Genomic DNA, 25,780 nt, shown 5'->3' with positions numbered 1-25,780 from the left:
GGCGCTGTTGCGGCCTTATGGCCGTTAACGGCGCTGACAGCGCAAACAGACTTTCAAAAGCCTGCTTAATGAGCGAAGAGGCCCATGAACAAACAGCTGACCATCGCCCTGTCCAAGGGGCGCATCCTGAAAGAGACGCTGCCGTTGCTGGCAGCCGCCGATATTGAGCCTGCCGAAGATATCTTCAGCAGCCGCAAGCTGATCTTCGATACCAATCATGACCATATCAAGCTGGTGGTCATTCGGGCCACCGACGTGCCGACTTACGTAGAGTATGGTGGTGCGGACATGGGGATCGCCGGCAAGGATGTGTTGATGGAGCATGGCGGTGCCGGCCTCTATGAACCGCTCGACCTGGAAATTGCCAAGTGCAAGCTGATGGTCGCAGGCATGAAAGACGCTGCACCGGTGGAAGGCCGCATGAAGGTTGCGACCAAGTTCGTTAACCTGACCAAGGAATACTTTGCCCGTCAGGGTTGCCAAGTAGATATTATCAAGCTGTATGGCGCGATGGAGCTGGCACCGATCATGGGCCTGGCTGACCGAATTGTGGATATCGTGGATACCGGTAACACCCTCCGTGCCAACGGTCTGGAGCCGATGCAGCACATTGCTGACATCAGTTCCCGCCTGGTCGTGGGCCAGCCGTCCATGAAAATGAAGCACGCCGTCATCCAGCCGATTCTGGACAAGCTGCAGGCCGCAATTGACGCCCGTCGCGAGGAGGTGGCATGAGTATCAACATCCGTCGCATGGACATGAATGCCGAGGGCTTTGATCAGCAACTGGATCAGCTGCTGGCCTGGGAAAGCGTGTCCGACACCAAGGTTAACAGCATTGTTGATGAGGTCATCGCCCGCGTTCGTTCTGAAGGCGATGCCGCGCTGGTGGAATACACCAACCGTTTTGACCGCACCTCGGCTTCCAGCATGCAGGATCTGGAGCTGGGTCAGGCGCGCCTGCAGCAGGCGCTGGATGGTTTGCCGGCTGATCAGCGTGAAGCACTGGAAGTAGCTGCACAGCGTGTGCGTGACTATCACCAGCGTCAGAAGGGCGAGTCCTGGCAGTACACCGAAGCCGACGGCACCATGCTGGGCCAGAAAATCACCCCCATGGACCGTGTCGGCATCTACGTGCCTGGCGGCAAGGCAGCCTATCCGTCATCTGTGCTGATGAATGCCATTCCGGCCCACGTGGCAGGTGTGGACGAGATCATCATGGTGGTGCCGACCCCGGACGGCGTACTGAACGAACTGGTATTGGCGGCTGCGGCACTGGCCGGCGTCAATCGCGTGTTTACCCTCGGCGGTGCTCAGGCGGTTGCTGCACTGGCCTACGGTACTCAAACCGTTCCTCGTGTGGATAAAATCGTCGGCCCCGGTAACATCTTCGTGGCAACGGCCAAGCGTGCGGTATTCGGTACCGTGGGTATCGACATGATCGCCGGCCCGTCCGAAATTCTGGTGATCTGTGATGGCCAGACCGACCCGGACTGGATCGCCATGGATCTTTTCTCCCAGGCCGAGCACGATGAGGATGCCCAATCGATCCTGATCTGCCCGGATGCGGACTACCTTGATCAGGTGGAAGCCAGCATCAACAAGCTGCTGCCGACCATGGAGCGCCGCGAGATCATCGAAGTATCTCTGGAGAACCGGGCTGCGCTGATTCAGGTGAATGACCTGGAGCAGGCGGCCGAGCTGAACAACCGTATTGCGCCTGAGCATCTGGAGTTGTCGGTAGAAGACCCTGAAGCCCTGCTGCCGTCGATTCGTCACGCCGGTGCCATCTTCATGGGGCGCTATACCGCCGAAGCACTGGGCGATTACTGTGCCGGCCCCAACCACGTGCTGCCCACATCCGGCACCGCACGTTTCTCCTCGCCGCTGGGGGTGTATGACTTCCAGAAACGCTCGTCACTGATCATGTTCTCCCATGATGGCGCGTCTGAAACCGGCAAGGTTGCGTCCGTACTGGCACGCGGTGAAAGCCTCACGGCGCATGCCCGCTCGGCCGAGTACCGCATCAAGGATTAACGTCCGCAGGTTCGACCATTAAAAAAAGCGCCTTGAGGCGCTTTTTTTGTATCTGTGGACTGTTTATCAGTGAAAAAACTGATCAGCTGCGGCTGGGGGGGCGTTCGTCGATCATCGCATCCAGGCTCATTTCATGGCCGTTACGCAGGACGCCGAGGGTAATGCGGTCGCCGGGTTTGAAGCCGGCAATACGGTTCATCTCCAGGCGGCTGCTGCGCACGCCTTCACCATTGATGGACAACAGGACATCACCCGGCTGCAGGCCTGCCTTGTGGGCCGGGCCATTGCGGAAAATACCGGCCACGACCAGTCCTTTGCGATCGCCCATGCCAAAGGACTCGGCCAGGCGCGGCGTCATTTCCTGTATTTCCACACCCAGCCAGCCGCGCACTACACGGCCGTGGGTGATCAGGTCCTGCATGACCTGGCGTGCCAGGCTTGAGGGGATGGCAAAGCCGATACCCTGGGAGCCACCGGATTTGGAAAAGATCGCGGTATTGATACCGATCAGGTTGCCGTAGGCATCAACCAGTGCGCCACCGGAGTTGCCCGGGTTGATGGCCGCATCGGTCTGAATAAAGTCTTCATAGGTGCTCAGGCCCAGCTGGTTACGCCCGGTGGCACTGATGATGCCCATGGTGACGGTCTGGCCAACCCCAAAGGGGTTGCCGATGGCCAGGGCAACATCACCGATGCGCAGATCATCACTGGCGAAGGTAATGCTGGGCAGTTCTTCCAGCTCGACCTTGAGCACTGCAAGGTCGGTTTCCGGGTCGACTCCCACGACTTCAGCCACGGCTTCACGGCCATCACGCAGGGCCACAATGATGCTGTCGGCACCGCTGATAACATGGTTATTGGTGACCACATAGCCCTGGGGATTCAGGATGACGCCGGAGCCCAGGCTGGACTCGATGCGCTCGCGCTGGCGCAACTGGTCGGCATTAAAAAAGTTGCGGAAAAACGGATCGTTCAGCAAAGGGTTGGCGGGCTGGCGCACCAGGGTACGGGTATAGATGTTGACCACAGCCGGGGCGGCACGGTCGACGGCGTCCGCATAGGAGACGCGGCCCTGAGCCGGTGCCGGAGCATCAATACTGGCTGCTTCGCGGATCTCAACCCGGTTGACGGGCGGCGCGATCAGTTGAGGCCACAGCTGCAGGATCAGGAGGGCTGCCAGCACCCCGGTCACTACAGGCCATACCAGGTAGGAAATTTTGCGCATCGGCTTGTTTGCACCTGTTAATCGTTTCCGTATGCGATAATTATACGTTTGCCGAAACTGTTTGGACAATTGCGGAGGTTGTATGCCCACATCCATACATCAGATACAGGCCTATATTGATGGCGTGCTGGAAACCGGACGCTTCAGGGATTACTGCCCCAACGGGCTGCAGGTGGAAGGGCGTACCGAGATTGCGCGGGTGATGACGGGCGTGACTGCGTGCCAGGCACTGCTGGATGCCGCGGTGGAATGGCAGGCAGATCTGGTGCTGGTGCATCACGGTTACTTCTGGAAGGGCGAAGCCCAGCCGATCACCGGCATCAAGCGCAAGCGCATTCAGACGCTGCTGGCGGCCGATATCAACCTGATGGCATACCACCTGCCGCTGGATGCCCATGCAGAGCTGGGGAATAACGCCCGTCTGGCTGACCTGCTGGGCATTCAGGTTGAAGGGCCGCTGAAGCCCGGAGAAGACCCGGCCATTGGCAATATCGGGACACTGGCTGAGCCCGAGTCATTGCAAGCCTTTGAGCAGCGCCTGGCACGGGTATTGGGGCGTGAGCCGCAGACCATTGCCGGCGGTGAGCATCCGGTGCAGAAGGTTGCCTGGTGTACGGGGGCGGCAGAACGCATGATTGATCTGGCGATCGAGCAGGGTGCTGATCTTTACCTGAGCGGGGAGATCTCGGAGCCGGTGGTGCATATCGCACGCGAGTGTGGCATCCATTACTGTGGTGCCGGGCACCATGCGACTGAACGTTATGGTGTACAGGCTCTGGGCGAGCGGCTGGCACAGGAGTTCGGGCTGGAGCACCGCTTCGTCGATATCGACAATCCGGTGTGAGGCAAGCAGGCCGCAGCAGCAAAAAGCTGATGCGGCCTGTCGGGTTTACTGCAACTTGCGCTTGTCTTCGTCGTCGCTCTTGTCGGCTTCGGACGGCTCGGCGTAGGCCGTTCCATCGGCAGCGGGAGGCTGTTCGGTTGCTTCTTCATCTTCCGACGGCTTCTGTTTAACACCGTATTCTTCAGACAGCGTACCGGCTTCGTCCGGCTTTTTCGGTGCCCAGTCGCGCGGCGGTTCAGGCAGCTCGTCCTGATCGTCGTTATCCAGCGCGTCGGTTACGGTGGGGATGTTATTGCCCAGCTGCTGCATCTCCTGTTGTTGCAGAGCTGCCGAAACCGGCAGGCCGGGGCACAGAGATTCTGCACTGGTTGCCAGGTGATGGTATACCTTGCGGTACTGCTCGCTGAGACCATTAACCAGATCAGCGGTTTCTTCAAAGTGGGTGCTGACCTTGCGTTTGTAGCTCTCCAGCTCGGCGCGGGCATCGTCCAGTTCTTCCACCAGCTCCTGCTCGCGGTTGGAGTTGCCACCTGCGCGTCCCAGCAGAAATCCGATCAGCGCACCAATGCCCAGTGCTACCAGGGTAATAATCCAGATATTGCTCTGTTCCACGCATCCATCCTCGGTCGACCATGAGTATGGCGTCATATTAAAACAAACTGACCCTTAAGCCCATGCACCCATAACAGTATTGCCTTGTTCGAGCTCAGGTGTTCTTCATGTTGTTCCGGGTCTGTACCCTTATGCCAGCGAGTGGGCTAGCTGGGGTAGCGGATGAAAATGGCCATGGTGCAGACGTTTTAAATCAACGTTTGTCCCACGTCTGATCTGATATACTGACGCAGTGAAGCAACAGCATCGATATCAGCCGTCCGGGGTCCCGAAGAAGCCGCGTGAAGTATCAACAGACTCTCAATTCAATCTACTCCCGCCTGGATCGCCTGGGTGACTTGCCCGTATTCAGTGCCACGGTGAACCGCATTCGCCAGGTCAGCAGCTCGCGTCAGAGTGACGCCATGGCATTGGCCATGGCGGTGATGAAAGACGCCAACCTGTCCACCAAGTTATTGAAGATCGCCAATACGCCCACCTATAACCGCAGTGGTTCCAACATCAGCGCGGTGTCCAGAGCGGTGGTGTTGATCGGCTTTGAGCGAATTCAGAACCTCTGTGTCACCCTGAAATTGATTGAGAGTTTCCGTGATGAACAGCCGGACAGCCTGATCGAACCTCTGCTGATCAGCGCCTTTCTGAATGCCTCCATGGCCCGTGAAATGGCGGCTGCAGCCAATGTGCGTGATATCGAAGAAGCTTATATTTGCGGACTTCTGTATGGGCTGGGTGAGGTGATTGTGGCGTTTACGCTGCCCGACACCTACCGTGACATGCTGCGTCAGCGCGTATCGGCACGGGATAACTGGAGCCGCATTCAGCTGCAGACACTGGGGGGCAACTTCAGTGATATCGGCCAGGATCTGGCGCAGAGCTGGGGCTTTCCCAAGACAGTGGTGCAGGCGATGGACCCGCTGACAGCGGATCAGCTCAGTGGTGGTCACCAGATCAGCTTCCAGCTGGCGTCTGGCTGTCATGACCTGCTGGAGTTGATCTATCAGCGTGATACTGCGGGCGAGCTGGATTATGGGCAGTTGATGGGGGAGCTTACCGAGCTGACGCATCAATCGTCCGAACAGCTTGAAGGGCACATGAACGAAGCCTTCAAGCAGTTGTGCGATCTGGCCGAGGAATATGGCCTGCCACACCAGGTGATCAGCCCCAGCATGAGTGAAAGTGATGATGAGGCGTTGGATGACCTGACGCGTCGTCTGGCCTATTACGTTCATTCCCGTGAACACCGCCAGAGTGACAAGGCCGCTGCCGAGAATGCTCCTGCCAAGCTGGACAAGCAATCCCTGTGGATGGAGCAACAGTTGCAGTATCTGCAGAAGATTACGGACCTGATCAATGAGCAGGCCAATGCCAGTCAGCTGATCGAAGTGGTCGTCAAGGCGGTGGTGGATTGCTGTGGCCTGGAGCGTGCCGCATTCTGCCTGCTGGGCTCCGGCGGTCGTGAACTCAGTGTGCGCTTTGCGGTTGGCTATGACAGCGACACTCTGGAGCAGTTTTTCCACCTGCGCCAGGATGATGCCCATAGCCGTCTGTTTTTCCGCATCCTCAGCAAGCGCATGACCCTGCTGGTACCCGATGCCAATGAGCCGGGCTGGCGCGAGCGCCTGCCGGATCCGTTTATTGAGCAGGTACAGCCGCAGGGTTTCATCATGGCACCACTGGCGGTTCAGGATCGGGTAGTGGGCCTGTTTTACGCCGACAAGCTCAGTGCCGGCAGTACGGTTGAAGATGAGGAGTTTCGCATCTTCAACCAGTTCCTGGTCCAGTTGCGGCTGGGGCTGGAAGTGCTGAAGGGACGGCGTTAACCCGGCTTGCGCGGTTGCCAGAGAATATCCGCTTCACCCTGAGCACGATTCAGGCTGCGGGCCAGCACAAACAGCAGGTCTGACAGCCGGTTGAGGTAGGCCACGGCCTGAGGATTGACGGTTTCGGCTTCGGCCAGTTCAACCAGACGGCGCTCGGCACGTCGACACACGGTACGGGCCAGTTGCAGCTGGGCTGCATCCGGCTTGCCGCCGGGCAAGATGAACTCTTCCAGCGGTGGCAGGCTGGCATTGATCTGTTCCAGTTCCTGCTCCAGCCAGTCGATGGTATCGGCAACGATCACCACATAATCAGGCGTATTGACCGCCAGCTCTCCTCCCAGATCAAAGAGGTCGTTCTGAATACGGCGCAGCAGGGCAGTGGTGTCATCAGCTTCACGCGTTGACAGCACACAACCGAGCAGGGAGTTGAGTTCATCCACATCGCCCAGGGCTTCAATACGCGGGTGGTACTTGGCAACCCGGCTGCCATCGGCCAGCCCGGTCTGTCCCTTGTCTCCGCCGCGGGTGTAGATACGGCTCAAGCGATTGCTCATGAGGATTCCTTCTTACTGTATTTGAGACTCAGGTGAGCCGGCTGCACGATTTTGGGGTCCGGTGTCAGGTCCAGATCAGGATCTGCTTCCGGATAAGGCAGCTGGCTGAGGACATGTTTCATTGCGTTCAGGCGTGCCCGCTTCTTGTCGTCGGATTTGATCACCGTCCAGGGTGCATCGGCGGTGTCGGTGTGGAAAAACATCGACTCCTTGGCTTCGGTATAGGCATCCCATTTATCCAGCGACGCCATATCGATGGGGGAGAGTTTCCAATGCTTGAGCGGGTCTTCCCTGCGTCCCTGAAAGCGGCGGAACTGCTCTTCACGGCTGACTTCAAACCAGAGCTTGAACAGGCGGATACCACTACGCACAAACATGCGCTCCAGTTCAGGGGCTTCGCGCATGAACTCCAGATATTCCGTCGGCGTACAGAAATCCATCACTCGTTCGACGCCGGCACGGTTATACCAGGAGCGGTCGAACAGCATGATCTCCCCGGCGCTGGGCAGGTGTTGGATGTAGCGCTGGAAATACCACTGGGTCCGCTCTTCATCGGTCGGTTTTTCCAGTGCGACCACATGGGCACCACGGGGGTTGAGGTGCTCCATCATGCGTTTGATGGTGCCGCCCTTGCCGGCAGCGTCGCGTCCTTCGAAGATGATCAGGATCTTCTGGCCGGTTTCCTTGGCCCAGCGCTGTACCTTGAGCATTTCAATCTGCAGCAGGCGTTTTTCTTCTTCATAGGGCGCGCGCTTGAGTTTTTTCTTGTACGGATAGCTGTCGGGCAGAGCCTCGCTCATGGGGCTGTCACTCCTTTGCCGAATTCAGGTTGCGGACCTGCTGCAGCAGGTTCCGATTAAGGGGTACATCTACACCCAGGATGTCGGCCTGGTCGCACAGGAAGCCGGTGATCTGCTCGATCTCCGTAGCCCGGCCATGGCGGATATCCTGCAGCATGGATGAAAGGTTGTTGCCTGTCGACTGCGCGACTGCGGATGCCTGTTGTTGCAGGGGCTGGTCAAACAGGGACATACCGAGGGCTGCCGCGACGGCTTCCACTTCCTCACACACCTGCTGCATCTGCTGCAGACGCTGTGGGTCACTCAGCAGTTCACCGTTGCGACAACGGTGCAGGGCGGTCAGCGGGTTGATCGCGCAGTTGATTGCCAGCTTGCGCCAGAGTACCTGCTCGATTTCTGTGCAGCCGTGCAGTTCAATCCCCAGTGCGTCCCAGCCCTCGGGCAATTGTGGCTGCTCCGAATGCCAGGGGCCGATCTGAGTCTGTCCCAGACTGACAAGGTGCAAGCGGGCAGGAGATTCGCGCCAGGCACCGGCAGTGGTGGTGGCAGCCCAGAGCTTGCGCGTTGGTAACCGGTCAGCGGCAGCCTGCTGCTGGCCCATGCCGTTTTGCAGCAGCACGACCTGGGTGCTGGCGCCCAGGCGCGGCAACAGGGGCTCAAGGGCCGGCAGGGTATGTTGCGCCTTGGTCGTCACCAGCAGGTTGTGAATGGGGGCGGAGTTTTCGGCCGGTGTTTCCGTTATTGGGGTACAGCGATGCTGTTTTTCACTATCGATCACCTGAATGCCCTGTTCCAGGCTGTGATTGGCCTGCCGCAGAATCAGGGTAACCGAGTGGCCGGCCTGCATCAGCAGGTCTGCCCAGAGTGTTCCTATGGCGCCTGCGCCCAGAATGTGCCAGTGCATGTATACTCCGCTGGAAATCGAGACAAGTGCCCCCATATAGGGGAACAACACGATATTAACAGGAGATGCGCCATGCCTTCATTTGATGTTGTATCCGAACTGGATATGCATGAAGTAACCAATGCTGTCGATCAAGCCAGCCGTGAACTGCAGAGCCGTTATGACTTCAAGGGCGTGAGCGCCAGTTTTGAACACAGCGGTGACAAGGTACAGCTGGAGGCTGAAGTGGATTTCCAGCTGCAGCAGATGCTGGAGATGCTCAAGGCCAAGCTGACCGGTCGCAAGATCGATATCAAGTGTCTGGAGATCAAGGATCCGGAACTGGGCGGTGTGAAAGCCCGCCAGGAAGTGATTTTGCGTCAGGGTCTGGATCAGGCGCTGTGCAAGAAGATCACCAAAACGGTGAAGGAGTCCAAGCTCAAGGTACAGGCGCAGATTCAGGGTGAGAAGGTACGTATCACCGGCAAGAAGCGCGACGATCTGCAACAGGCCATGGCCCTGCTGCGTGAAGCGGATATTGAGTTGCCGCTGCAGTTCAACAACTTCCGCGACTGATCACGCCCCGATCGTCCCTTGCCCCGGCCGAGCGATTGATCCGCTCGGTCGGGGTTAATCCTGACAGCAGAGCAGAAAAAGCTCCCGTGCCAGTGCCTGCTGATCTCCCTCGGTGCCCTGGCCAAAATCCGACGCAACCAGCCCGCCTTTATCCAGTAGCCGACTCAGTTGCGGTTCCTTCCATTCCAGCAGGGTCATGCCACTGCTCTTGTCACTGATGGTCAATTTGGGGGCCGGGCGTTCCAGCCAGGCGTTGATCTGAAAAGTCATCCTCATTGCCTCCGTTACGCGTGTAATGAAGACTATAGCGAGCGTCTTAGAATATGTAAATGATAATAATTACTATTATCTATTATCCTGACCGATACGCTCGATCCGGTGTCTGACCAGCCAGAGCATCAACAGTGAAGGCAGCACCATCAGTGCGGTGACCACGAAAAAACGTTCCCAGCTGCCCAGCCAGTCCACGGTATAGCCACTGAACCCGGCCAGCGTGGTCCGGCTCAGGTTACCCAAAGAAGCGAGCAGGGCGTATTGGGTCGCACTGAAGGCGCGACCGGTGAGCAGCGTCAGGAAAGACACGAACGCCACGGTGGAAAACGCGGTGGTGAAGTTATCGATGATCAGTGTCAGCAGCAACAGCCACTCCACCGGTCCGACGCTGGCGAGCAGGGCAAACATCAGGTTACTGGCCGCCATGGCGCTGCCGCCCAGTAACAGGCCTTTGACCACACCAAAGCGGGTGTTGAAAGCACTGCCCAGCAGCGTGAAAAAGACGGTAATAAACCAGCCGAACAGCTTGGTATATTCACCGATCTGCTCATTGCTGAAACCGACTTCCTTATAGAACACCACCGACATGCGCCCCAGGAACGCCTCACCGATCTTGAACAGGAAAATGAACAGCATCAGCATCAGCGCGACCTTGAGGCCGTTTTTGCGGAAAAATTCGGCAAAGGGCTCGATCAGGGTGACCGCCAGCCAGTTCAGCCAGCGCCGTTGCGGCAACTCTTCAGCGTAGGATTGTTCTGCCTTTGCCTGCAGCTGGTCACGGCCGGTGTCGGGCTCTCGCACACAGAGGGTAAACAGCATGAGCAGGACCAGAACACCGGCCATCATCAGGTAGACCATATTCCAGCCCACCTGGTCGGCTTGCGCAAAGGCCAGATAGCCCGGCCAGGCATAGCCGGTCCACCAGCCGGTCACGGCCATGGCGGCCGCCGGTGGCAAGGAGTCCTTTTCATGGGGCGCAAACTGATCGATACGGAAGGCATCTACCGCAATATCCTGGGTCGCCGAGCTGGCAGCAACACCCAGAGTCAGCGCTCCGGCCAGTAGCAGCTGTGAAGAAGGGTCGATGGTGGTGAGCGATAAAATGAAGAACAGCATGCACAGCTGGGTTAGCAGAATCCAGCTGCGGCGTTGCCCCAGACGGCCCAGTCCCGGCAGGCGTACCCGGTCTATCAAGGGAGCCCAGAGAAAGTTGATGGCGTATACGGTGGCGACGCTGCCCAGCAGGCCTATTTCGGCGCGGGCGATACCGGCATCGGCCAGCCAGCCACTGAGGATGCTGCCGGTGAGTAGAAAGGGGAAACCACTGCAGCAGCCCATAAGGAATATCCACAGCAGGCGGATGTCGCGGTAACGGTTTAGCGTTTCTTTCCAGCTGTGCGGCATGCCGGGCTCCCTGCGTGATCAAAGCGGCAGAGTATAACAAAGGCCGGCTGAATGGAGGGGGCACGGCCAAAGAGGCCGTGCCGGGGTGAAAAATCAGAGACGCAGGGCGCCGTCGACTTCAATGCAGCGGCCGTTGACGTAATCGTTTTCCAGAATGAAGGTAACGGTCTTGGCAATCTCTTCCGGTTTGCCCAGACGCTTGCTCGGAATCATGGCTTCAACTTTGGCCAGAGCTTCCGGCTTCATGCTCATGACCATTTCGGTGCCGATAAAGCCCGGAGCAATTGAGGTCGCACGGATACCGTAGCGAACCAGTTCCTTGGCCCAGGTAACAGCCATGGCTTCTACAGCGGCCTTGGTGGCGGTGTAGTTGGTCTGGCCCATGTTGCCGGAGCGGGAGATGGAGGAGATGTTGATGATGCAGCCTTCAGAGCCGGTTTCGATCATCTTGGCAGCGGCTTCACGGCCACAGAGGAAAGTGCCGGTCAGGTTGACATCGATTACCTGATTCCACTGTTCCATGGTCATTTTGCCGACGACCTGGCCGTCTTTAACCTTAAGGAAAAGACCGTCGCGGGTAATACCGGCGTTGTTCACCAGTCCGTTGATCGCGCTGAAGTCACGGGCGATATCCGTAAACAGCTGCTCGACCTGAGCTTCGTTGGCAACGTTGGCAGTATACGTGCGGGCTTCAACACCCTTTTCCATGCACAGACCTGCGGTCTCATCCAGATCTGCCTGATTCAGATCGACCAGTGCCAGCTTGGCGCCCTTGTCTGCCAGTTCCAGTGCCATGGCGCGGCCCAGTCCACGACCACCCCCTGTTACTACGATTACCTTGTCTTTGAGCTCCATGGGTATCACCTCTTTTTTGGATACTTTCTTATTGTGCAGCGCAATATTTTGCAGTGCAACAATTTAGTTGGCATCGTCCAAAAAGTCTATATATGTCATGAAAAAGACACTAAAGGACTAGATAATCGATAAATTTGCGCATTTTACAAATCTCTTCCTGGGTTATAAATTATTGTTTTGTAAGGGTTTTTACCTATATGGAATGATAGTCATCCCGTGTTGTCTACTTGGTTGAACTGAACAAAAATGGAAGAATCCAACTCAGGACTACACGCTCACCCTATTCGAGAGATTCTATGCGCTTCCTGTTCCTGCTTTTTATTATTGTCCCCATCATCGAAATCACGGTTCTGATCCAGGTAGGGCAGGCGATTGGTGCCTGGTACACGGTGGGACTTGTACTGCTGTCAGCCTTTATCGGCGTCAACATGTTGCGTCAGCAGGGGCTATCGACGCTGGCGCGGGCACAGCAGCGTGCCGACCAGGGCGAGGTGCCCGGGCAAGAGATGGTCGAAGGCATAGTGCTGGCGGTGGGTGGTGCGCTGCTGGTGACGCCCGGCTTTGTGACAGACGTTGTGGGCTTCAGCTGTTTGGTGCCCGGTGTGCGTCGCAGCGTCGTCAAGGCGTTGCTGAGCCGCTTTACCGTGATTGCTGCAGGCCAGACATCTCGCCACTTCCATGCAGGCCCCGGTCCGGATATGCATCAGGGCCCGTTCCCGCCACGCGACTCTGATGCCATCGATGGCGACGTCATCGACGGTGAATACAAGCGGCGTGACGATTAACTCGCCCGTCGGCGCTTGAAATCCCTTCAACTATCCCCATCTCTCCTGTTAGTGCGAGGAGACCCGCCCGGACGCAAAAAAAATTTGCGATCCGGGTATTGAAAACCTGCTGGGCTCCCCCCATTTAAGATGCAAACGGATTTCGGATGCGAAAGTATCCGCATTAACAACAACATCGCTTTGGATCCTAGATACCAGGAGAACAACCAGATGAATATTCGTCCACTTCACGACCGTGTTGTAGTTCGTCGCAGCGAAGAAGAGAGCACTACTGCGGGCGGTATCGTCCTGCCGGGTTCTGCAGCTGAAAAGCCCAACCGTGGCGAAGTCGTAGCTGTTGGCCCAGGTCGTACACTGAACAACGGTGAGGTACAGGCACCTTCCGTCAAAGTGGGTGATAAGGTCCTCTTCGGCCAGTATGCCGGTTCCAACACTGTCAAAATCGACGGTGATGAACTGCTGATCATGCAGGAAAGTGAGATCTACGGCGTCCTGGAAGACTGATCAATCAGCTTCGCGTCGCATTAATCGTTAACTTTTTAACTCGATTTATTTCGATACTGATTACAGGACAAGCAAACAATGGCTGCTAAAGACGTACGTTTTGGTGATGATGCTCGTCAGCGCATGCTGCAGGGCGTAAACATCCTGGCTGATGCTGTTAAAACCACTCTGGGCCCGAAAGGCCGCAACGTGGTACTGGACAAATCCTTTGGTGCACCGACTGTCACCAAAGATGGTGTTTCTGTTGCCAAAGAGATCGAACTGAAAGACAAGTTCGAAAACATGGGCGCGCAGATGGTCAAGGAAGTTGCTTCCAAGGCTAACGATGTAGCGGGTGACGGTACCACGACTGCAACCGTTCTGGCTCAGGCAATCGTGAACGAAGGCCTGAAATCTGTTGCTGCCGGCATGAACCCGATGGATCTGAAGCGCGGTATCGACAAGGCTGCAGCGGCTGTCGTTGAACAGCTGGCTGAAATGTCTGTTCCTTGCGAAGACTCCAAGGCGATCGCTCAGGTAGGTACCATCTCTGCCAACTCCGACGCTGAAGTCGGCCGCATCATCGCTGAAGCGATGGAAAAAGTCGGCAAAGACGGTGTTATCACGGTTGAAGAAGGTTCCGGCTTCGAGAACGAACTGGACGTTGTAGAAGGTATGCAGTTTGACCGCGGCTACCTGTCTCCGTACTTCGTCAACAACCAGGACACCATGACCTGCGAACTGGAAGATCCGTTCATCCTGCTGGTGGACAAGAAGATCTCCAACATCCGCGAACTGCTGCCGACGCTGGAGCAGGTTGCCAAGGCATCCCGTCCGCTGCTGATCATCGCTGAAGACGTTGAGGGTGAAGCCCTGGCGACTCTGGTTGTGAACAACATGCGCGGTATCGTGAAGGTCGCAGCTGTTAAGGCACCGGGCTTCGGTGATCGTCGCAAGGCGATGCTGGAAGACATCGCAATCATCAGCGGTGGTCAGGTGATCTCTGAAGAAGTTGGCCTGAGCCTGGAAACAGTGACTCTGGAACAGCTGGGTACTGCCAAGCGCGTTAACATCACCAAGGAAAACACTGTGATTGTTGATGGTGCTGGCGCAGCTGAAAACATCGACGGTCGCGTACAGCAGATCCGTGCTCAGATCGAAGAAACCTCTTCTGACTACGACCGTGAAAAACTGCAGGAGCGTGTTGCCAAGCTGGCCGGCGGTGTTGCCGTGATCAAGGTTGGTGCTGCGACTGAAGTTGAAATGAAAGAGAAGAAGGCGCGCGTTGATGATGCCCTGCACGCAACCCGTGCTGCGGTTGAAGAAGGCGTGGTACCGGGCGGTGGTGTTGCCCTGATCCGTGCCCTGAGCAAGGTTGAAGGCCTGGAAGGCGAAAACCACGATCAGACCATCGGTATCCAGCTGGCACTGCGTGCCATGGAAGCACCGCTGCGTCAGATCGTTGGCAACGCCGGTGGCGAAGGCTCCGTGGTTGTAGACAAGGTTCGTGCCGGTGAAGGCGCGTTCGGTTTCAACGCCGGTACCGAAGAATATGGCGACATGATGGCAATGGGTATCATCGACCCGGCTAAAGTGACCCGTTCTGCTCTGCAGGCGGCTGCTTCCATCGCCGGTCTGATGATTACTACCGAAGCCATGGTTGCTGACCATCCGGAAGATAATGCTGCTGGCGGCATGCCGGATATGGGCGGCATGGGTGGTATGGGTGGCATGGGCGGCATGATGTGATCAGCCCCCGGCACCCCTAAGCCTTAGCGCTATAAGCCCCGCTTTTGCGGGGCTTTTTCGTTTTCGGCAAACCTGCTAGTGTTGATCGCCCCGACAGATGGAAGCGTGAATAGATGGTTGATCGTAAAGAACCGGGACTGGATCCGGAGGGGCTGGAATCCCTTAGTGCCGAGCCTCAGGGCCCCATGTCAGCTCCCGCACGGCCGGAGCCGGCTGCGGCCGATACCGGTGGCAAAGGTGGCAGCATACTGCTGACGGTAATCCTGTTGTTGCTGGTCGCTGCCGGGGGCTACCTGGGCTATCTGCTGACCCAGCAGCAGGCAACAATTGAGCAGCTGCAGCAACAGTTGAACAAGGAAGTGGCCCAGACACAGGCGCGTGTCGAGTCGCTGGAAGCAACTCTCGCTGTTACCTCCGATAGCGCCGAGCAGTCCGGCCAGACACTGCAGCAGCGCCTGCAGGACCTGAATGGTCGCGCCAAGGAAAAGTTTACCCACTTTGATTCCGAGATTGCCAAGCTGTGGACCGTGGCCTACCAGCGCAACAAGCCACAGCTGGAGCAGCAGGCCGAGCAGCTGACCGCGCTGGAGAAGCAGCTGGCAGCAGCCGAGAAGTCCATCGCGGATACCCGTTCCCAGGCTGAAAAAGCCACTCGCGAGCTGAGCACGCTGGCGAGCCTCAAGTCGGAGCAGGCCAGTCTTGAGAAGCAGTTCAGCGCCCGTATCGAAAGTCTGGGCCGGCAGCTGGATACCTTTGAAAGCAGTCTCAAGCTGGAGAGTGAAGGGCGTCTTAAGGTCCAGCAGGAACTGGCTGATCAGCTGTCTCAGCTGGAAGGTGATAACGGTCAGAGTGCCGAATTGGCGCAGCGTATCCGCCAGAATGAGCAGGCGATCAAGGCTATTGACGGTACTCGCCGTCAGTTGAGCCAGGACCTGCTGCGGATTCGCCAGCAATTGAATAACCTGCAGCTGCGGCTGGAACAGTCGAGCTGATAACTGGAAGCAATAACGTGATTAAAGTATACGGCAGTGTTTTCTCCCGTGCCGGCATGGTGATGCTGGCGCTGGAAGAGTTGGGTCTTGAGTATGAATCAGTGGATATGCTGCCGCGCAGCGAGCAGACCCAATCCGATGAATACCGGGCGCTGAACCCCACCGGCAAGATCCCCACGCTGGTGGATGGTGATCTGGTGCTGTTCGAGACCCAGGCCATTCTTTACTACCTGGCACGCCAGTACGGTGAGGGTCGCCTCTGGGCGCAGACTCCGGCAGCCGAGGCCGATATCCTGCGCTGGTCTCTGTATATCAGCAACCAGATGGAAGTGCCGGCGCTGGATATGCTGATCCAGTTCAAGTTCAGCAATGGCAATCCTGATCAGTCCGTGATTGAGCGTGCGACCGCCGAACTGACCCGCTTCATGCCGCTGCTGGAGCAGCAGCTGGATGGCCGCGAATGGATCAGTGGTGAGCAGTTCAGCATTGCCGATATTCACGGTGCTATGGTGTTGAGCTGGCCGAAACTGGGTGGCTTTGACTACAGCGCCTATCCCAACGTACATCGCTGGATCAAGTCCGTGCTTTCGCACCCGGCGCAGAAGCGACTGATGGAAAAGGTCAAGGGAGGCTAGTTGCCGGCTTTGGCCGCTGTACCGCTATGAAGATAAGAACCTTTTTTGCCCTGCCGATTCCCGAGCGAATTTCCCGGCCGCTGTCGGACTGTGCCGATACCCTGTGCGAGTTCGATCGTGGCCTGGATGCGCACTGGGTCGATTCCAGCAACTATCACCTGACCCTCTGCTTTCTGGGAGATGTCAGCCTGGAACAGGTGTCGGAGCTGGAACAGCTGGCTCGGGAAGAACTGAAGCAGCAGCCGGCCTTCATGGTGCCGCTGGATTGTCTGGGCTATTACCGCGCCAACCCCCGCCTGTCGGTGTTGGCGGCCTTGCCCAGCCAGCATGAGTCGCTGGATACCCTTCATCAGCATATGGTTAATATCGCCAAAAAAGCCGGAGTTCGGTATGATGAGCGCGATTTCAAACCCCATGTGACACTGGCTCGGTTACCGGCACAGAACCGCTTTGAGGTGCCAGACAGCTGGCCCGAACCCGGTTTAACCACACCGGCAGATTCGGTGGTGCTGTACCAGAGTCGTCCCGGGGAGCGTGGCTCCATCTATACGCCACTGTTTGACGTGTCCCTGTCCGCCTGACTCAGACCTGTGTCCGGCTGCTGAACTCTAAAGACGACTGATCCTATGCGAACACCTGAATTGCTGTCCCCGGCCGGGACACTGAAAAACATGAAATATGCATTCGCCTATGGTGCGGATGCGGTCTATGCGGGCCAGCCGCGCTACAGCCTGCGCGTGCGCAACAACGACTTTACCCACGATAACCTGGCCGAGGGCATTCGCATCGCCCACGAACTGGGCAAGAAATTCTTTGTGGCCAGCAACATCCTGCCGCACAACTCCAAGCTCAAGACCTACATGAAGGATCTGGACCCGGTGATCGCCATGGGACCGGATGCCCTGATCATGTCTGACCCCGGTCTGATCATGATGGTGAAGGACAAGTACCCGGATCTGCCGATCCACCTGTCGGTACAGTCCAATACCATGAACTGGGCCTCGGTGAAGTTCTGGCACCGTGCCGGTATCGAGCGCATCATCCTGTCCCGCGAGTTGTCGCTGGATGAGGTGGCCGAGATCCGACAGCAGTGCCCGGAAATCGAGCTGGAAGTGTTCGTGCACGGTTCTCTGTGTATCGCTTACTCCGGCCGTTGCCTGCTGTCCGGTTATATCAACCATCGTGACCCCAACCAGGGTACCTGCACCAATGCCTGCCGCTGGAAGTATGACGCCCATGAAGCGCAGGAAGATGAGTCCGGCGATGTGGTGCCTGTGCAGTCGTTTGACCCGGCCGAGGCCACAGGCGGCGAGCAGCCGGCACTGGGTGAAGGTCAGCCGAGCGACAAGATCTTCCTGCTGCAGGAAGAAACCCGTCCCGGCGAGTTCATGCCTGCATTCGAGGATGAGCACGGTACCTACATCATGAACTCCAAGGATCTGCGCGCCATCCAGCATGTACATAAGCTGGCCGAAATGGGTGTGGATTCCCTGAAAATCGAAGGACGTACCAAGTCACACTACTATGTGGCGCGCACTGCCCAGGCCTATCGCCAGGCGATTGACGATGCCGTTGCCGGCAAGCCGTTCGACATGAACCTGATGGATACGCTGGAGAACCTGGCCAACCGCGGCTACACCGAAGGTTTCTATCGCCGTCATGTGCATGACGAGTATCAGAACTACGAAACCGGCAGCTCCGTGGGCGTACATCAGCAGTTTGTCGGTGAAATCATCGGGCACGATGCGGCCAAGGGCTTTATCGAGATCGATGTGAAGAACCGCTTTGAGCTGGGCGACACGCTTGAGCTGATGACACCGGCCGGCAACAAGCGCTTCAAGCTGCAGGAGATGCTGAACAAGAAAGGTCAGCCCACCGAAGTGGCACCGGGTTCTGGCCACCGTGTCAGCATTCCGGTGGATTTTGATACCGATATGACATATGCGCTGCTGATGCGTGACCTGCCCAACGCGCCTGAGCGAGGCTAAGCGCAAAGCGATATGCAAGGGAGCCAGAGGCTCCCTTTTTTATGTAGAGTACAGGGTAAGTGGCGTTGGCCCAGCGCCAGGCAAGCGGATTCGTCTTGGGGAGTGAAGTTGAATGGATGTGGTGAAAACAGCACAGAAGGCGGATCAGGCACTAGGGAAATACACATTTATCCGCGCATTGCGCCCGTTTTCGTTTCCAGTGGCCCTGGTGACCTGCCTGATCGGAATTCTGCTGGCGGCCCTGCAGCAGCCTATCGACCTGGTATCCGCGGTACTGGTGTTGGTCGGCGGCGTGTTGCTGCAGGCGGGCGTCAATCTGATCAATGATCACGCCGATATCCGCCTGCTGCGTCAGCAACCGGGGCAGGAGGGGCTGATCAATGCCATTCGTTACAACTTCCGCTGCGGCATGCTCTGCTTCCTGCTGGCGGCGGTTATCGGCTTCCATTTTGTGGTTGAGCAGGGCATGGGGTTTTTGCTGCTCTGCGTGCTGGGGCTGGTCGGCGCGCTGGGCTACACCCTGAGTCCGGTGAACTACAAAAGCCGTGGGCTGGGCGTGGTGCTGGTGTTCTGGCTGATGGGTGTGCTGATGATTGCCGGCAGCGCTCTGGCGATGGGGGCGCAGTTGAATACCGGTTTGTTGTTGCAGACGGTGCCGGTCAGTCTGCTGGTATCCCTGCTGCTGTTGAGCAACGAGCTGCGAGACTATGAAAGTGATCACCAGGACGGCCTGTATACGCTGACGGTACGTATCGGCTATGCCGCGTCTGTTCGGCTCTACCTGATTCTGCTGGCCAGTGCCTACCTGATGGCTGTTGCACTGCTGGCGCTGGGGCTGCTGCCCGGTGCGCTCTGGTTGCTGCCCAGCCTGCTGCTGGTATTCAAGCCGGTGCGTTTACTGCGTGCGGCCCCGGACCAGCGGCGCCCACTGACACCGGCAACCGCACGCCTGTTGCTGGGATTCGGCGGGCTTTTCTGTGTTGCACTGCTCAATCCCTGGGGGTTCTGGGTCTAATACCAATACCCGAGAAATCCTGGCGCCAAATTGATGTATAATACCGCCCCAGATTCTGCCAGTGATTGGATCTCTTCATCTAGAAAGAGTCCGACCGCAATGAACCAAAACCAAGCCAGATTGGAGAGTCGTCAATGAGCGTTATTCGCCAGGATGATTTCATCAGCAGCGTTGCTGATGCGCTGCAGTTCATTTCCTACTACCACCCGATCGACTTCGTGCAGGGTGTGCACGAAGCCTATCTGAAAGAGGAAAACCCGGCGGCGAAGGACGCCATGGCGCAGATCCTGATCAACTCCCGCATGTGTGCCGAAGGTCAGCGTCCGATCTGTCAGGACACCGGTATCGTTACCGTATTCCTGAAAGTCGGCATGAACGTCCAGTGGGACGCCAAAATGTCCGTGACCGACATGGTCAACGAAGGCGTACGTCGCGCCTACATGCACCCGGATAACGTACTGCGCGCCTCTATCCTGGCTGATCCGGCTGGCAAGCGTCAGAACACCAAGGACAACACCCCGGCGGTGATCCACTACGAAATCGTTGAAGGCGACGAAGTGGAAGTCCATGTTGCTGCCAAAGGCGGTGGTTCCGAGAACAAGTCCAAGATGGCGATGCTCAACCCGTCCGACAGCATTGTCGACTGGATCGTCAAAACCGTACCGACCATGGGTGCCGGCTGGTGTCCGCCGGGCATGCTGGGTATCGGTATCGGCGGTACCGCCGAGAAGGCAGCCGTAATGGCAAAAGAGTCTCTGATGGACCCGATCGACATCCACGAACTGCGCGAGCGTGGCCCGCAGAACCGTGTCGAAGAGCTGCGTCTGGAGATCATGGATGCGGTTAATGCCCTGGGTATCGGTGCTCAGGGTCTGGGTGGTCTGACCACCATCCTGGACGTGAAGATCATGGATTACCCGACACACGCGGCCTCTCTGCCGGTGTGCATGATCCCGAACTGTGCCGCAACCCGTCACACCCACTTCACCCTGAACGGTAACGGTCCGGCTGTACTGACGCCGCCGAGCCTGGATGACTGGCCGGAAGTGACTTTCGAGGTCGGTGCCAACACCCGTCGTGTGAATCTGGACGAGATTACGCCGGAAGCGGTGAAAGAGTGGAAAGTCGGCGAAACCATCCTGCTCAACGGCAAGATGCTGACCGGTCGTGACGCTGCCCACAAAAAAATGGTGGAAATGCTGAACAACGGTGAAGAGCTGCCGGTAGACCTGAAAGGCCGCTTCATCTACTACGTGGGTCCGGTTGATCCGGTCCGTGACGAAGTCGTTGGTCCGGCTGGCCCGACCACATCTACCCGTATGGACAAGTTCACCCGTCAGATCCTGGAAAGCACAGGCCTGCTGGGCATGATCGGTAAATCCGAGCGCGGTCCGGTTGCGATCGAAGCGATCAAGGACAACCAGGCGGTTTACCTGATGGCCGTTGGCGGCGCCGCGTACCTGGTATCCAAGGCGATCACCGACTCCAAGGTGCTGGCATTCCCGGAAATGGGCATGGAAGCGATCTACGAGTTTGAAGTGAAAGACATGCCGGTAACAGTTGCTGTTGATACTTCCGGTGAATCTGTCCACACCACTGGCCCGGCCAAGTGGAAAGATATCATCGCGCACAAGGCGGTTTGATTCTGAACTTCTGAGTCGAACCCTCTGAAAAAACCCGCTACGGCGGGTTTTTTTGTGTCTGGGCATAAGGAGCTAATCATCCTGAATAATGCAAATCATTGTCATTTATTTTAATTGTTACTATCCTGTGCGATTCGATGAACTCGCCCGGGAGAGACTGTGGAGCCTGCACGGATAGCCCAACCCTTGACGGAAGCGCCCAGCAAAGCGCTGATTCGGCTCTGTGCCGACCTGTTGCCGGGGCTGGAGCTGGTGGAAGGTGAACCGGATGCCGCCTGGCTGCGCGTGGGTGCCGATAATGGCGATCTGATTCAGACGCTGGTGTTGGCCTTGCAGCACCAGCATCCTGAAGCCGGCCGCCATTACTGGAGTGCCCGCAGCTGGGGATTGCTCACCTGGCAGCCTGTGCTGCTGGTGTTGGCAGCTACCGAGATACTGCAGTGCCGGGCGGATCTGAGCTGCCTGGGGCAGAAACCCCAGGGACCTTTTGTTATGGGGATGATGTTGGGCGAAGGCGTATTGCGCCCTAAAGCCCCGTCCCGTGCTCAAGCCGGTGCGCATCTGCGCGACGCCTGTGACCAGCTGTTGGCCCAGTTAAACCCGGTGATCCGAATGAATCCGGTACTGGCCAGGCGCCTGCTGGCTGACCGTATCCTGGCCACACTGCTGCGCATGCGCCCCCTGTTGGCGGAACGCAGTCACGCCGCGATTTATCGACTGGCTCAGGAGTGGCTGGAAGCGGCGGGGCTGGAAGGTGCCAGTGCACTGACCGCCTTTGAGCTGCCTCAGGGTGGATCTGATCTGGCGCTGGATCGCAAGGGCTGCTGCCAGCATTACCGACTCGAGGGGGCAGAGCTGTGTAAAACCTGCCCGCGTCAGCCCGTCTCGATACGTATCAAACGCTTACAGGAGGAATGGAGCCCGGATGCTGGAGCTGAATAATCTGGGTGTTCACCGTCAGGGACGCGATATTCTGTCGGTGGATCACCTGCGCCTGGCGACCAATGAGGTGACCGTCATTCTCGGTCACAACGGGTCAGGCAAATCCACATTGATGAAGCTGCTGGCGCGCCAGTTGCTCCCTGATTGGGGGGAGCTGAGGCTCAATGAGCGTCCGTTGGCAACCTATTCCCAGCGAGAGCTGGCCCGCGAAATCGCCTTTTTGCCACAGCAGTTGCCGGCTGTTGCCGGTATGGATGTGCGAGAGCTGGTGCTGCAGGGGCGTTACCCCTGGCGTGGCCTGCTGTCGCGCTGGAGTGGGCAGGATCATCGGTTGGTGGAGGAGGCGATGGCGCAAACCGATGTGCTCCAGTACGCCGACCAGCTCACGGATCTGCTATCCGGTGGCGAACGTCAGCGTGCCTGGGTAGCGATGTTGTTGGCCCAGCAATCGCCTCTGCTGTTGCTGGACGAGCCAACCTCGGCACTGGATCTGTCGCATCAGTATGAGCTGATGTCCCTGCTGCACCGCCTTAATCGTGACACCGGTCGTGGCGTGGTGGTGATTCTGCACGACATCAACCTGGCCATGCGCTATGCCGATCGCATTCTGGCGCTGAAGCAGGGACGGCCCGTGTTTGATGGCTCCCCGGCCGAACTGATGTCAGAGAGCACCCTGTCTGATCTTTACGATATTGATATCCGCCTCTGTGCCCATCCCGAGCGGGATGCGCCGGTGGCTGTCGTTGCCTGAAACCTGCCGTTCGAGAACTCACCATGTTTGCCAAGCGTATCTGTAGTGCCCTGATGGGGCTTATGTTGAGTCTGTTTGCCGCTCAGGCACTGGCCGCTGTCGAAGTGGAAGACAGCCGGGGCACCCAGCGGTTTGAAAGGGTGCCGCAGCGGGTGGTTGCCCTGAACTGGGCGGTGACCGAAGAGTTGCTGGCGCTGGGTGTAACGCCTGTGGGTGTGGCCGACATTCGTGGCTACAACGACTGGGTGGTCAAGCCCGCCATTCCCGAGCCTGTGGTTGATGTCGGACGGCGTGACGAGCCCAGCCTGGAGGTGATGGCCAGCCTGAAACCGGATCTGATTTTGATCGGTTCCCAGCAGGGTGGTCTGATCGACAAGCTGGCGCCCATCGCGCCGGTGCTTTATTTCGATAACTACCGTGCCGATCACGATAACCTGGCAGCGATTGATCGCTCGTTCCAGACATTGGCACGGGTGCTGGGCCGCGAAGCTGAAGCAGAGGCGATACTGGATCGCCGTCAGCAGCGCATGGATGAGCTGGCGGAGCAGTTGCGGGCGCATTTTGGCACTTCTCTTCCCAAGGTAACGGTGGTGCGCCTCGGCGATACGGCGCATACCCTGGTATATGGCGCCAACTCCAGCGTTGCGGCAGCCATGCAGGGGCTGGGCCTGAAGCAGGCCATGCCACAGCCTTCGACCCAGTGGGGCATGACACACAAGAAGGTGACCGATCTGGCAGCCGTGGGCGAGGGCGTGTTGCTCTACATCGAACCCTTCCCCAAGCGTGACCAGCTGTTCAGCATGCCGTTGTGGCAGTTCATGCCCTTTGTACAGAACGACCGCATTGCTGCCGTGGAACCGGTGTGGAGTTATGGTGGCGCAGCGTCGATTGAGCTGATGGCCGAGGCGCTGACCCGCTCGCTGCTGGAGATTGCGCCTTGATCCAACGCTATGGCGTGGTGCTGTGCCTGCTGCTGGTCATGCTGGGGCTGCACCTGCAGATCGAAACCGAGTTATCCACAGCAGCGCAATGGTCGCTGCTGACCGGCACGGTGCCAGCGGATTTTGCTGACTACAAATACTGGTTTTCGTCCGTGCCCCGCGCCGTAATGGCCTTGCTGGTTGGTGCAGTCATGGGGATGACCGGCAGTATCCTGCAACAGCTGCTGCAAAACCCTCTGGTGTCGCCCATGACGCTGGGGGCTGCTTCGGGTGCCTGGCTGGGGCTGGTGGTGATTACCCTGGTATCCCCCACGCTGGCGGCAGTCTGGGGCAGCTGGGCGGCCATCGCCGGTGCCATGCTGGCCGTGGTGCTGGTGATGCTCATCGCCGGGCGCAACGGCTTGCGTGGCCTGCCGGTGGTGCTGGCCGGCATGGCCGTTAATCTGTTGTTGGGGGCCATTGCTGGCGGGCTGGTGCTTCTGAATGATCAGTATGCCCGTAATCTGTTTATCTGGGGTGCCGGTGATCTGGCACAGACCGACTGGAGCTGGGTGGAATGGCTGCTGCCGCGCCTCTGGCTGGTGCCGCTGTTGCTGGTGCTGGCAGCACGCCCGCTGATGCTCCTGCGCTTGGGCGATAGCGCGGCCCAGGGGCGTGGCATGAGTTTGTTGCCGGTGATGCTGGTGCTCATGCTGTGCTCACTATGGCTGACCGCAATCAGCATCACGGCGGTCGGCCTGATCGGCTTTATCGGCCTGCTGACACCGAATCTGGCGCGGATGCTGGGCAGTAAGACTGCCCGCGACGAGATGGGATTCAGCCTGTTGCTGGGCGCGTTTTTGCTGTTGGCGACCGATGCTTTGGCGCTGTTGTTCAGCCAGTGGTCCACGGATCTGGTGCCCAGTGGTGCTGCGGCGGCGCTGATCGGCGCTCCGGCCCTGATCTGGCTGGCACGCAGCCGGCTGGGGAGTGGCGGGGAAATGAGCCGCCAGCTGCCGGAAGGGCGCCAGCGCTTGCATCCCATGACGGCACTGGTGCTGGTGCTGTCTGTGCTGGTACTCGCAGTACTGTCACTCATGCTGTCGCCCGGTGCCCAGGGCTGGCTGCTGAGCTGGCCGGATGAGCTCATTCTGTCTTTCCGCTGGCCCCGTGTGCTGGCGGCGGCAAGTGCCGGGGCCGGGCTGGCCGTGGCCGGTGTGGTACTGCAACGCCTGATTCGCAACCCTTTGGCCAGCCCGGATATTTTGGGGCTGTCTGCTGGTGCGACGCTGGCGCTGGTGGTCAGTGTGATGCTGTTCGGCGGTTCCATCCGTGAAGCCGGGCCAGTCGTTGCACTGTGCGGCAGTCTGGCGGTGTTGCTGGTGCTGTTACTGCTGGGCCGGCGGCACGACTATTCCCCGGGCATTATGGCGCTGACCGGTATCTCACTGGCTGCGCTGCTGGATGCCGTGGTGCAGTTCTCTCTGGCACGCGGTACCGAAGACACCACTGCCATTCTGGGCTGGCTGGCCGGTTCTACCTACCGCATTTCAGCATCCCAATCCCTGTTGTTGGCGGCGGGTACCCTGGCGGGTGTTCTGCTGGCGGTGATGTCCCGCCGTGCCCTGACCCTGATTGCCATCGGTGATGGCTTTGCCGCCGGGCGCGGGCTGGACAAGTCGCGCTCACGCATTCTGCTGTTGTTGCTGGTCGCGCTGATCACGGCGCTGATCACCTCCATGCTGGGGCCTATCGCTTTTGTCGGCCTGCTGGCACCCCATATGGCCAATATGCTCGGTGCGCGCCGTGCCGTGCCTCAATTGCTGATTGCTGCCGGCCTTGGCATGTCGCTAATGCTGCTGGCGGACTGGCTGGGGCGGGTGGTGATCTGGCCGCAACAGATACCCGCAGGCCTGCTGGCCTCCATTGTCGGCGGCAGCTATTTCATCTGGCTGTTGGCCAAACGTCGCCTGACCTGATTGTCTCGGAGATTGA

26 protein-coding genes are annotated in these 25,780 nt (G+C 58.3%); 18 read left to right on the top strand and 8 right to left on the bottom strand.

From position 1 onward, the window contains the following. Positions 1-84 precede the first annotated feature (84 nt). Complete coding sequence (gene hisG / locus BW956_RS04395) at positions 85-735, top strand: ATP phosphoribosyltransferase (protein WP_010322852.1); 651 nt, start codon at positions 85-87, stop codon at positions 733-735. Then, on the top strand, positions 732-2,036 hold the full coding sequence (gene hisD, locus BW956_RS04390) for a histidinol dehydrogenase (RefSeq protein ID WP_076461132.1): 1,305 nt from the start codon (positions 732-734) through the stop codon (positions 2,034-2,036). Before hisG ends, hisD begins: the two co-directional genes overlap by 4 nt. Before the next feature lie 82 nt (positions 2,037-2,118). Here the strand turns inward: hisD and BW956_RS04385 are convergent, their stop codons facing one another. Beyond that, positions 2,119-3,261 (bottom strand): Do family serine endopeptidase, encoded by a 1,143-nt coding sequence (locus tag BW956_RS04385; protein ID WP_076461130.1) that lies wholly within the window; start codon positions 3,259-3,261, stop codon positions 2,119-2,121. A gap of 82 nt (positions 3,262-3,343) precedes the next feature. On the opposite strand from BW956_RS04385, the gene BW956_RS04380 reads away from it, so the two are divergent. Continuing rightward, positions 3,344-4,105 (top strand): Nif3-like dinuclear metal center hexameric protein, encoded by a 762-nt coding sequence (locus tag BW956_RS04380; protein WP_076461128.1) that lies wholly within the window; start codon positions 3,344-3,346, stop codon positions 4,103-4,105. A 45-nt stretch (positions 4,106-4,150) separates the two neighbouring features. Here the strand turns inward: BW956_RS04380 and BW956_RS04375 are convergent, their stop codons facing one another. Next, a complete protein-coding gene (locus BW956_RS04375) occupies positions 4,151-4,717 on the bottom strand; it encodes a Z-ring associated ZapG family protein (RefSeq protein WP_076461126.1) in 567 nt (188 codons plus the stop codon). Between the two features lie 281 nt (positions 4,718-4,998). Here BW956_RS04375 and BW956_RS04370 point away from each other — a divergent pair, with 281 nt between their 5' ends. Then, entirely contained in the window at positions 4,999-6,537 is a 1,539-nt protein-coding gene (locus BW956_RS04370; RefSeq protein WP_010322847.1) for an HDOD domain-containing protein, read from the top strand. Here the strand turns inward: BW956_RS04370 and BW956_RS04365 are convergent. From BW956_RS04365 to BW956_RS04355, 3 genes are read right to left on the bottom strand one after another with little or no spacing between them, the layout of a single operon-like run. Next, positions 6,534-7,091: a cob(I)yrinic acid a,c-diamide adenosyltransferase gene (locus BW956_RS04365; RefSeq protein ID WP_076461124.1), complete on the bottom strand. Its 558-nt coding sequence runs from the start codon at positions 7,089-7,091 to the stop codon at positions 6,534-6,536. The genes BW956_RS04370 and BW956_RS04365 overlap by 4 nt on opposite strands. After that, the gene (gene ppk2, locus BW956_RS04360) at positions 7,088-7,891 is read right to left on the bottom strand and encodes a polyphosphate kinase 2 (RefSeq protein ID WP_010322845.1); all 804 of its coding nucleotides are present in this window, start codon (positions 7,889-7,891) and stop codon (positions 7,088-7,090) included. The genes BW956_RS04365 and ppk2 overlap by 4 nt, the downstream gene beginning before the upstream one ends. A gap of 7 nt (positions 7,892-7,898) precedes the next feature. Then, the gene (locus tag BW956_RS04355; RefSeq protein WP_076461122.1) at positions 7,899-8,795 is read right to left on the bottom strand and encodes a ketopantoate reductase family protein; all 897 of its coding nucleotides are present in this window, start codon (positions 8,793-8,795) and stop codon (positions 7,899-7,901) included. Between the two features lie 72 nt (positions 8,796-8,867). Between BW956_RS04355 and BW956_RS04350 the strand changes: the two genes are divergently transcribed. Continuing rightward, on the top strand, positions 8,868-9,350 hold the full coding sequence (locus BW956_RS04350) for a YajQ family cyclic di-GMP-binding protein (protein ID WP_076461120.1): 483 nt from the start codon (positions 8,868-8,870) through the stop codon (positions 9,348-9,350). Between the two features lie 54 nt (positions 9,351-9,404). On the opposite strand, the gene BW956_RS04345 is transcribed toward BW956_RS04350, so the two are convergent. The 3 genes from BW956_RS04345 to BW956_RS04335 form a co-directional block, all read right to left on the bottom strand. Continuing rightward, positions 9,405-9,620, bottom strand: a complete 216-nt coding sequence (locus BW956_RS04345; RefSeq protein ID WP_076461118.1) for a hypothetical protein — start codon at positions 9,618-9,620, stop codon at positions 9,405-9,407. A gap of 75 nt (positions 9,621-9,695) precedes the next feature. Beyond that, positions 9,696-11,027, bottom strand: coding sequence for an AmpG family muropeptide MFS transporter (locus BW956_RS04340; protein WP_076461116.1), 1,332 nt, complete (start codon positions 11,025-11,027; stop codon positions 9,696-9,698). A gap of 93 nt (positions 11,028-11,120) precedes the next feature. Beyond that, positions 11,121-11,882 (bottom strand): SDR family oxidoreductase, encoded by a 762-nt coding sequence (locus BW956_RS04335; RefSeq protein WP_010322840.1) that lies wholly within the window; start codon positions 11,880-11,882, stop codon positions 11,121-11,123. Between the two features lie 296 nt (positions 11,883-12,178). Here BW956_RS04335 and BW956_RS04330 point away from each other — a divergent pair, with 296 nt between their 5' ends. The 13 genes from BW956_RS04330 (at position 12,179) to fhuB (ending at position 25,764) form a co-directional block, all read left to right on the top strand. After that, a complete protein-coding gene (locus tag BW956_RS04330) occupies positions 12,179-12,667 on the top strand; it encodes an FxsA family protein (RefSeq protein WP_010322839.1) in 489 nt (162 codons plus the stop codon). Positions 12,668-12,877: 210 nt separating this feature from the next. Next, a complete protein-coding gene (locus tag BW956_RS04325) occupies positions 12,878-13,171 on the top strand; it encodes a co-chaperone GroES (RefSeq protein WP_010322838.1) in 294 nt (97 codons plus the stop codon). Between the two features lie 78 nt (positions 13,172-13,249). Continuing rightward, a complete protein-coding gene (gene groL, locus BW956_RS04320; protein WP_076461114.1) occupies positions 13,250-14,899 on the top strand; it encodes a chaperonin GroEL in 1,650 nt (549 codons plus the stop codon). Positions 14,900-15,012: 113 nt separating this feature from the next. Further along, on the top strand, positions 15,013-15,891 hold the full coding sequence (locus BW956_RS04315) for a coiled-coil domain-containing protein (protein ID WP_076461112.1): 879 nt from the start codon (positions 15,013-15,015) through the stop codon (positions 15,889-15,891). A 17-nt stretch (positions 15,892-15,908) separates the two neighbouring features. Then, positions 15,909-16,526 (top strand): glutathione S-transferase family protein, encoded by a 618-nt coding sequence (locus BW956_RS04310; RefSeq protein ID WP_076461110.1) that lies wholly within the window; start codon positions 15,909-15,911, stop codon positions 16,524-16,526. Positions 16,527-16,552: 26 nt separating this feature from the next. After that, the gene (gene thpR / locus BW956_RS04305; RefSeq protein ID WP_076461108.1) at positions 16,553-17,107 is read left to right on the top strand and encodes an RNA 2',3'-cyclic phosphodiesterase; all 555 of its coding nucleotides are present in this window, start codon (positions 16,553-16,555) and stop codon (positions 17,105-17,107) included. A gap of 45 nt (positions 17,108-17,152) precedes the next feature. Then, a complete protein-coding gene (trhP, locus tag BW956_RS04300; RefSeq protein ID WP_076461106.1) occupies positions 17,153-18,514 on the top strand; it encodes a prephenate-dependent tRNA uridine(34) hydroxylase TrhP in 1,362 nt (453 codons plus the stop codon). Between the two features lie 112 nt (positions 18,515-18,626). Beyond that, positions 18,627-19,529: a prenyltransferase gene (locus BW956_RS04295; protein WP_076461104.1), complete on the top strand. Its 903-nt coding sequence runs from the start codon at positions 18,627-18,629 to the stop codon at positions 19,527-19,529. 134 nt (positions 19,530-19,663) lie between these two features. After that, positions 19,664-21,172, top strand: a complete 1,509-nt coding sequence (locus BW956_RS04290; protein ID WP_076461102.1) for a fumarate hydratase — start codon at positions 19,664-19,666, stop codon at positions 21,170-21,172. A gap of 159 nt (positions 21,173-21,331) precedes the next feature. After that, positions 21,332-22,114: a siderophore ferric iron reductase gene (locus BW956_RS04285; protein ID WP_083702922.1), complete on the top strand. Its 783-nt coding sequence runs from the start codon at positions 21,332-21,334 to the stop codon at positions 22,112-22,114. After that, a complete protein-coding gene (locus tag BW956_RS04280) occupies positions 22,098-22,865 on the top strand; it encodes an ABC transporter ATP-binding protein (RefSeq protein ID WP_076461098.1) in 768 nt (255 codons plus the stop codon). Before BW956_RS04285 ends, BW956_RS04280 begins: the two co-directional genes overlap by 17 nt. Before the next feature lie 23 nt (positions 22,866-22,888). Then, a complete protein-coding gene (locus tag BW956_RS04275) occupies positions 22,889-23,806 on the top strand; it encodes an ABC transporter substrate-binding protein (protein WP_076461096.1) in 918 nt (305 codons plus the stop codon). Continuing rightward, positions 23,803-25,764, top strand: a complete 1,962-nt coding sequence (gene fhuB / locus BW956_RS04270) for a Fe(3+)-hydroxamate ABC transporter permease FhuB (protein WP_076461094.1) — start codon at positions 23,803-23,805, stop codon at positions 25,762-25,764. Before BW956_RS04275 ends, fhuB begins: the two co-directional genes overlap by 4 nt. Positions 25,765-25,780 lie beyond the last annotated feature (16 nt).

Origin of the sequence: Marinobacterium stanieri (assembly GCF_900155945.1) — a bacterium.
In the GTDB taxonomy this organism is placed as follows: domain Bacteria; phylum Pseudomonadota; class Gammaproteobacteria; order Pseudomonadales; family Balneatricaceae; genus Marinobacterium; species Marinobacterium stanieri.
This window is presented reverse-complemented; position numbering and strand designations above follow the sequence as displayed.

Coding starts and splice junctions, on each gene's coding strand:
- hisG (WP_010322852.1), top strand. CDS start 85: ATGAACAAACAGCTGACCATCGCCCTGTCCAAGGGGCGCATCCTGAAA.
- hisD (WP_076461132.1), top strand. CDS start 732: ATGAGTATCAACATCCGTCGCATGGACATGAATGCCGAGGGCTTTGAT.
- BW956_RS04385 (WP_076461130.1), bottom strand. CDS start 3,261: ATGCGCAAAATTTCCTACCTGGTATGGCCTGTAGTGACCGGGGTGCTG.
- BW956_RS04380 (WP_076461128.1), top strand. CDS start 3,344: ATGCCCACATCCATACATCAGATACAGGCCTATATTGATGGCGTGCTG.
- BW956_RS04365 (WP_076461124.1), bottom strand. CDS start 7,091: ATGAGCAATCGCTTGAGCCGTATCTACACCCGCGGCGGAGACAAGGGA.
- ppk2 (WP_010322845.1), bottom strand. CDS start 7,891: ATGAGCGAGGCTCTGCCCGACAGCTATCCGTACAAGAAAAAACTCAAG.
- BW956_RS04355 (WP_076461122.1), bottom strand. CDS start 8,795: ATGCACTGGCACATTCTGGGCGCAGGCGCCATAGGAACACTCTGGGCA.
- BW956_RS04350 (WP_076461120.1), top strand. CDS start 8,868: ATGCCTTCATTTGATGTTGTATCCGAACTGGATATGCATGAAGTAACC.
- BW956_RS04345 (WP_076461118.1), bottom strand. CDS start 9,620: ATGACTTTTCAGATCAACGCCTGGCTGGAACGCCCGGCCCCCAAATTG.
- BW956_RS04340 (WP_076461116.1), bottom strand. CDS start 11,027: ATGCCGCACAGCTGGAAAGAAACGCTAAACCGTTACCGCGACATCCGC.
- BW956_RS04335 (WP_010322840.1), bottom strand. CDS start 11,882: ATGGAGCTCAAAGACAAGGTAATCGTAGTAACAGGGGGTGGTCGTGGA.
- BW956_RS04330 (WP_010322839.1), top strand. CDS start 12,179: ATGCGCTTCCTGTTCCTGCTTTTTATTATTGTCCCCATCATCGAAATC.
- BW956_RS04325 (WP_010322838.1), top strand. CDS start 12,878: ATGAATATTCGTCCACTTCACGACCGTGTTGTAGTTCGTCGCAGCGAA.
- groL (WP_076461114.1), top strand. CDS start 13,250: ATGGCTGCTAAAGACGTACGTTTTGGTGATGATGCTCGTCAGCGCATG.
- BW956_RS04315 (WP_076461112.1), top strand. CDS start 15,013: ATGGTTGATCGTAAAGAACCGGGACTGGATCCGGAGGGGCTGGAATCC.
- thpR (WP_076461108.1), top strand. CDS start 16,553: ATGAAGATAAGAACCTTTTTTGCCCTGCCGATTCCCGAGCGAATTTCC.
- trhP (WP_076461106.1), top strand. CDS start 17,153: ATGCGAACACCTGAATTGCTGTCCCCGGCCGGGACACTGAAAAACATG.
- BW956_RS04295 (WP_076461104.1), top strand. CDS start 18,627: ATGGATGTGGTGAAAACAGCACAGAAGGCGGATCAGGCACTAGGGAAA.
- BW956_RS04290 (WP_076461102.1), top strand. CDS start 19,664: ATGAGCGTTATTCGCCAGGATGATTTCATCAGCAGCGTTGCTGATGCG.
- BW956_RS04280 (WP_076461098.1), top strand. CDS start 22,098: ATGCTGGAGCTGAATAATCTGGGTGTTCACCGTCAGGGACGCGATATT.
- BW956_RS04275 (WP_076461096.1), top strand. CDS start 22,889: ATGTTTGCCAAGCGTATCTGTAGTGCCCTGATGGGGCTTATGTTGAGT.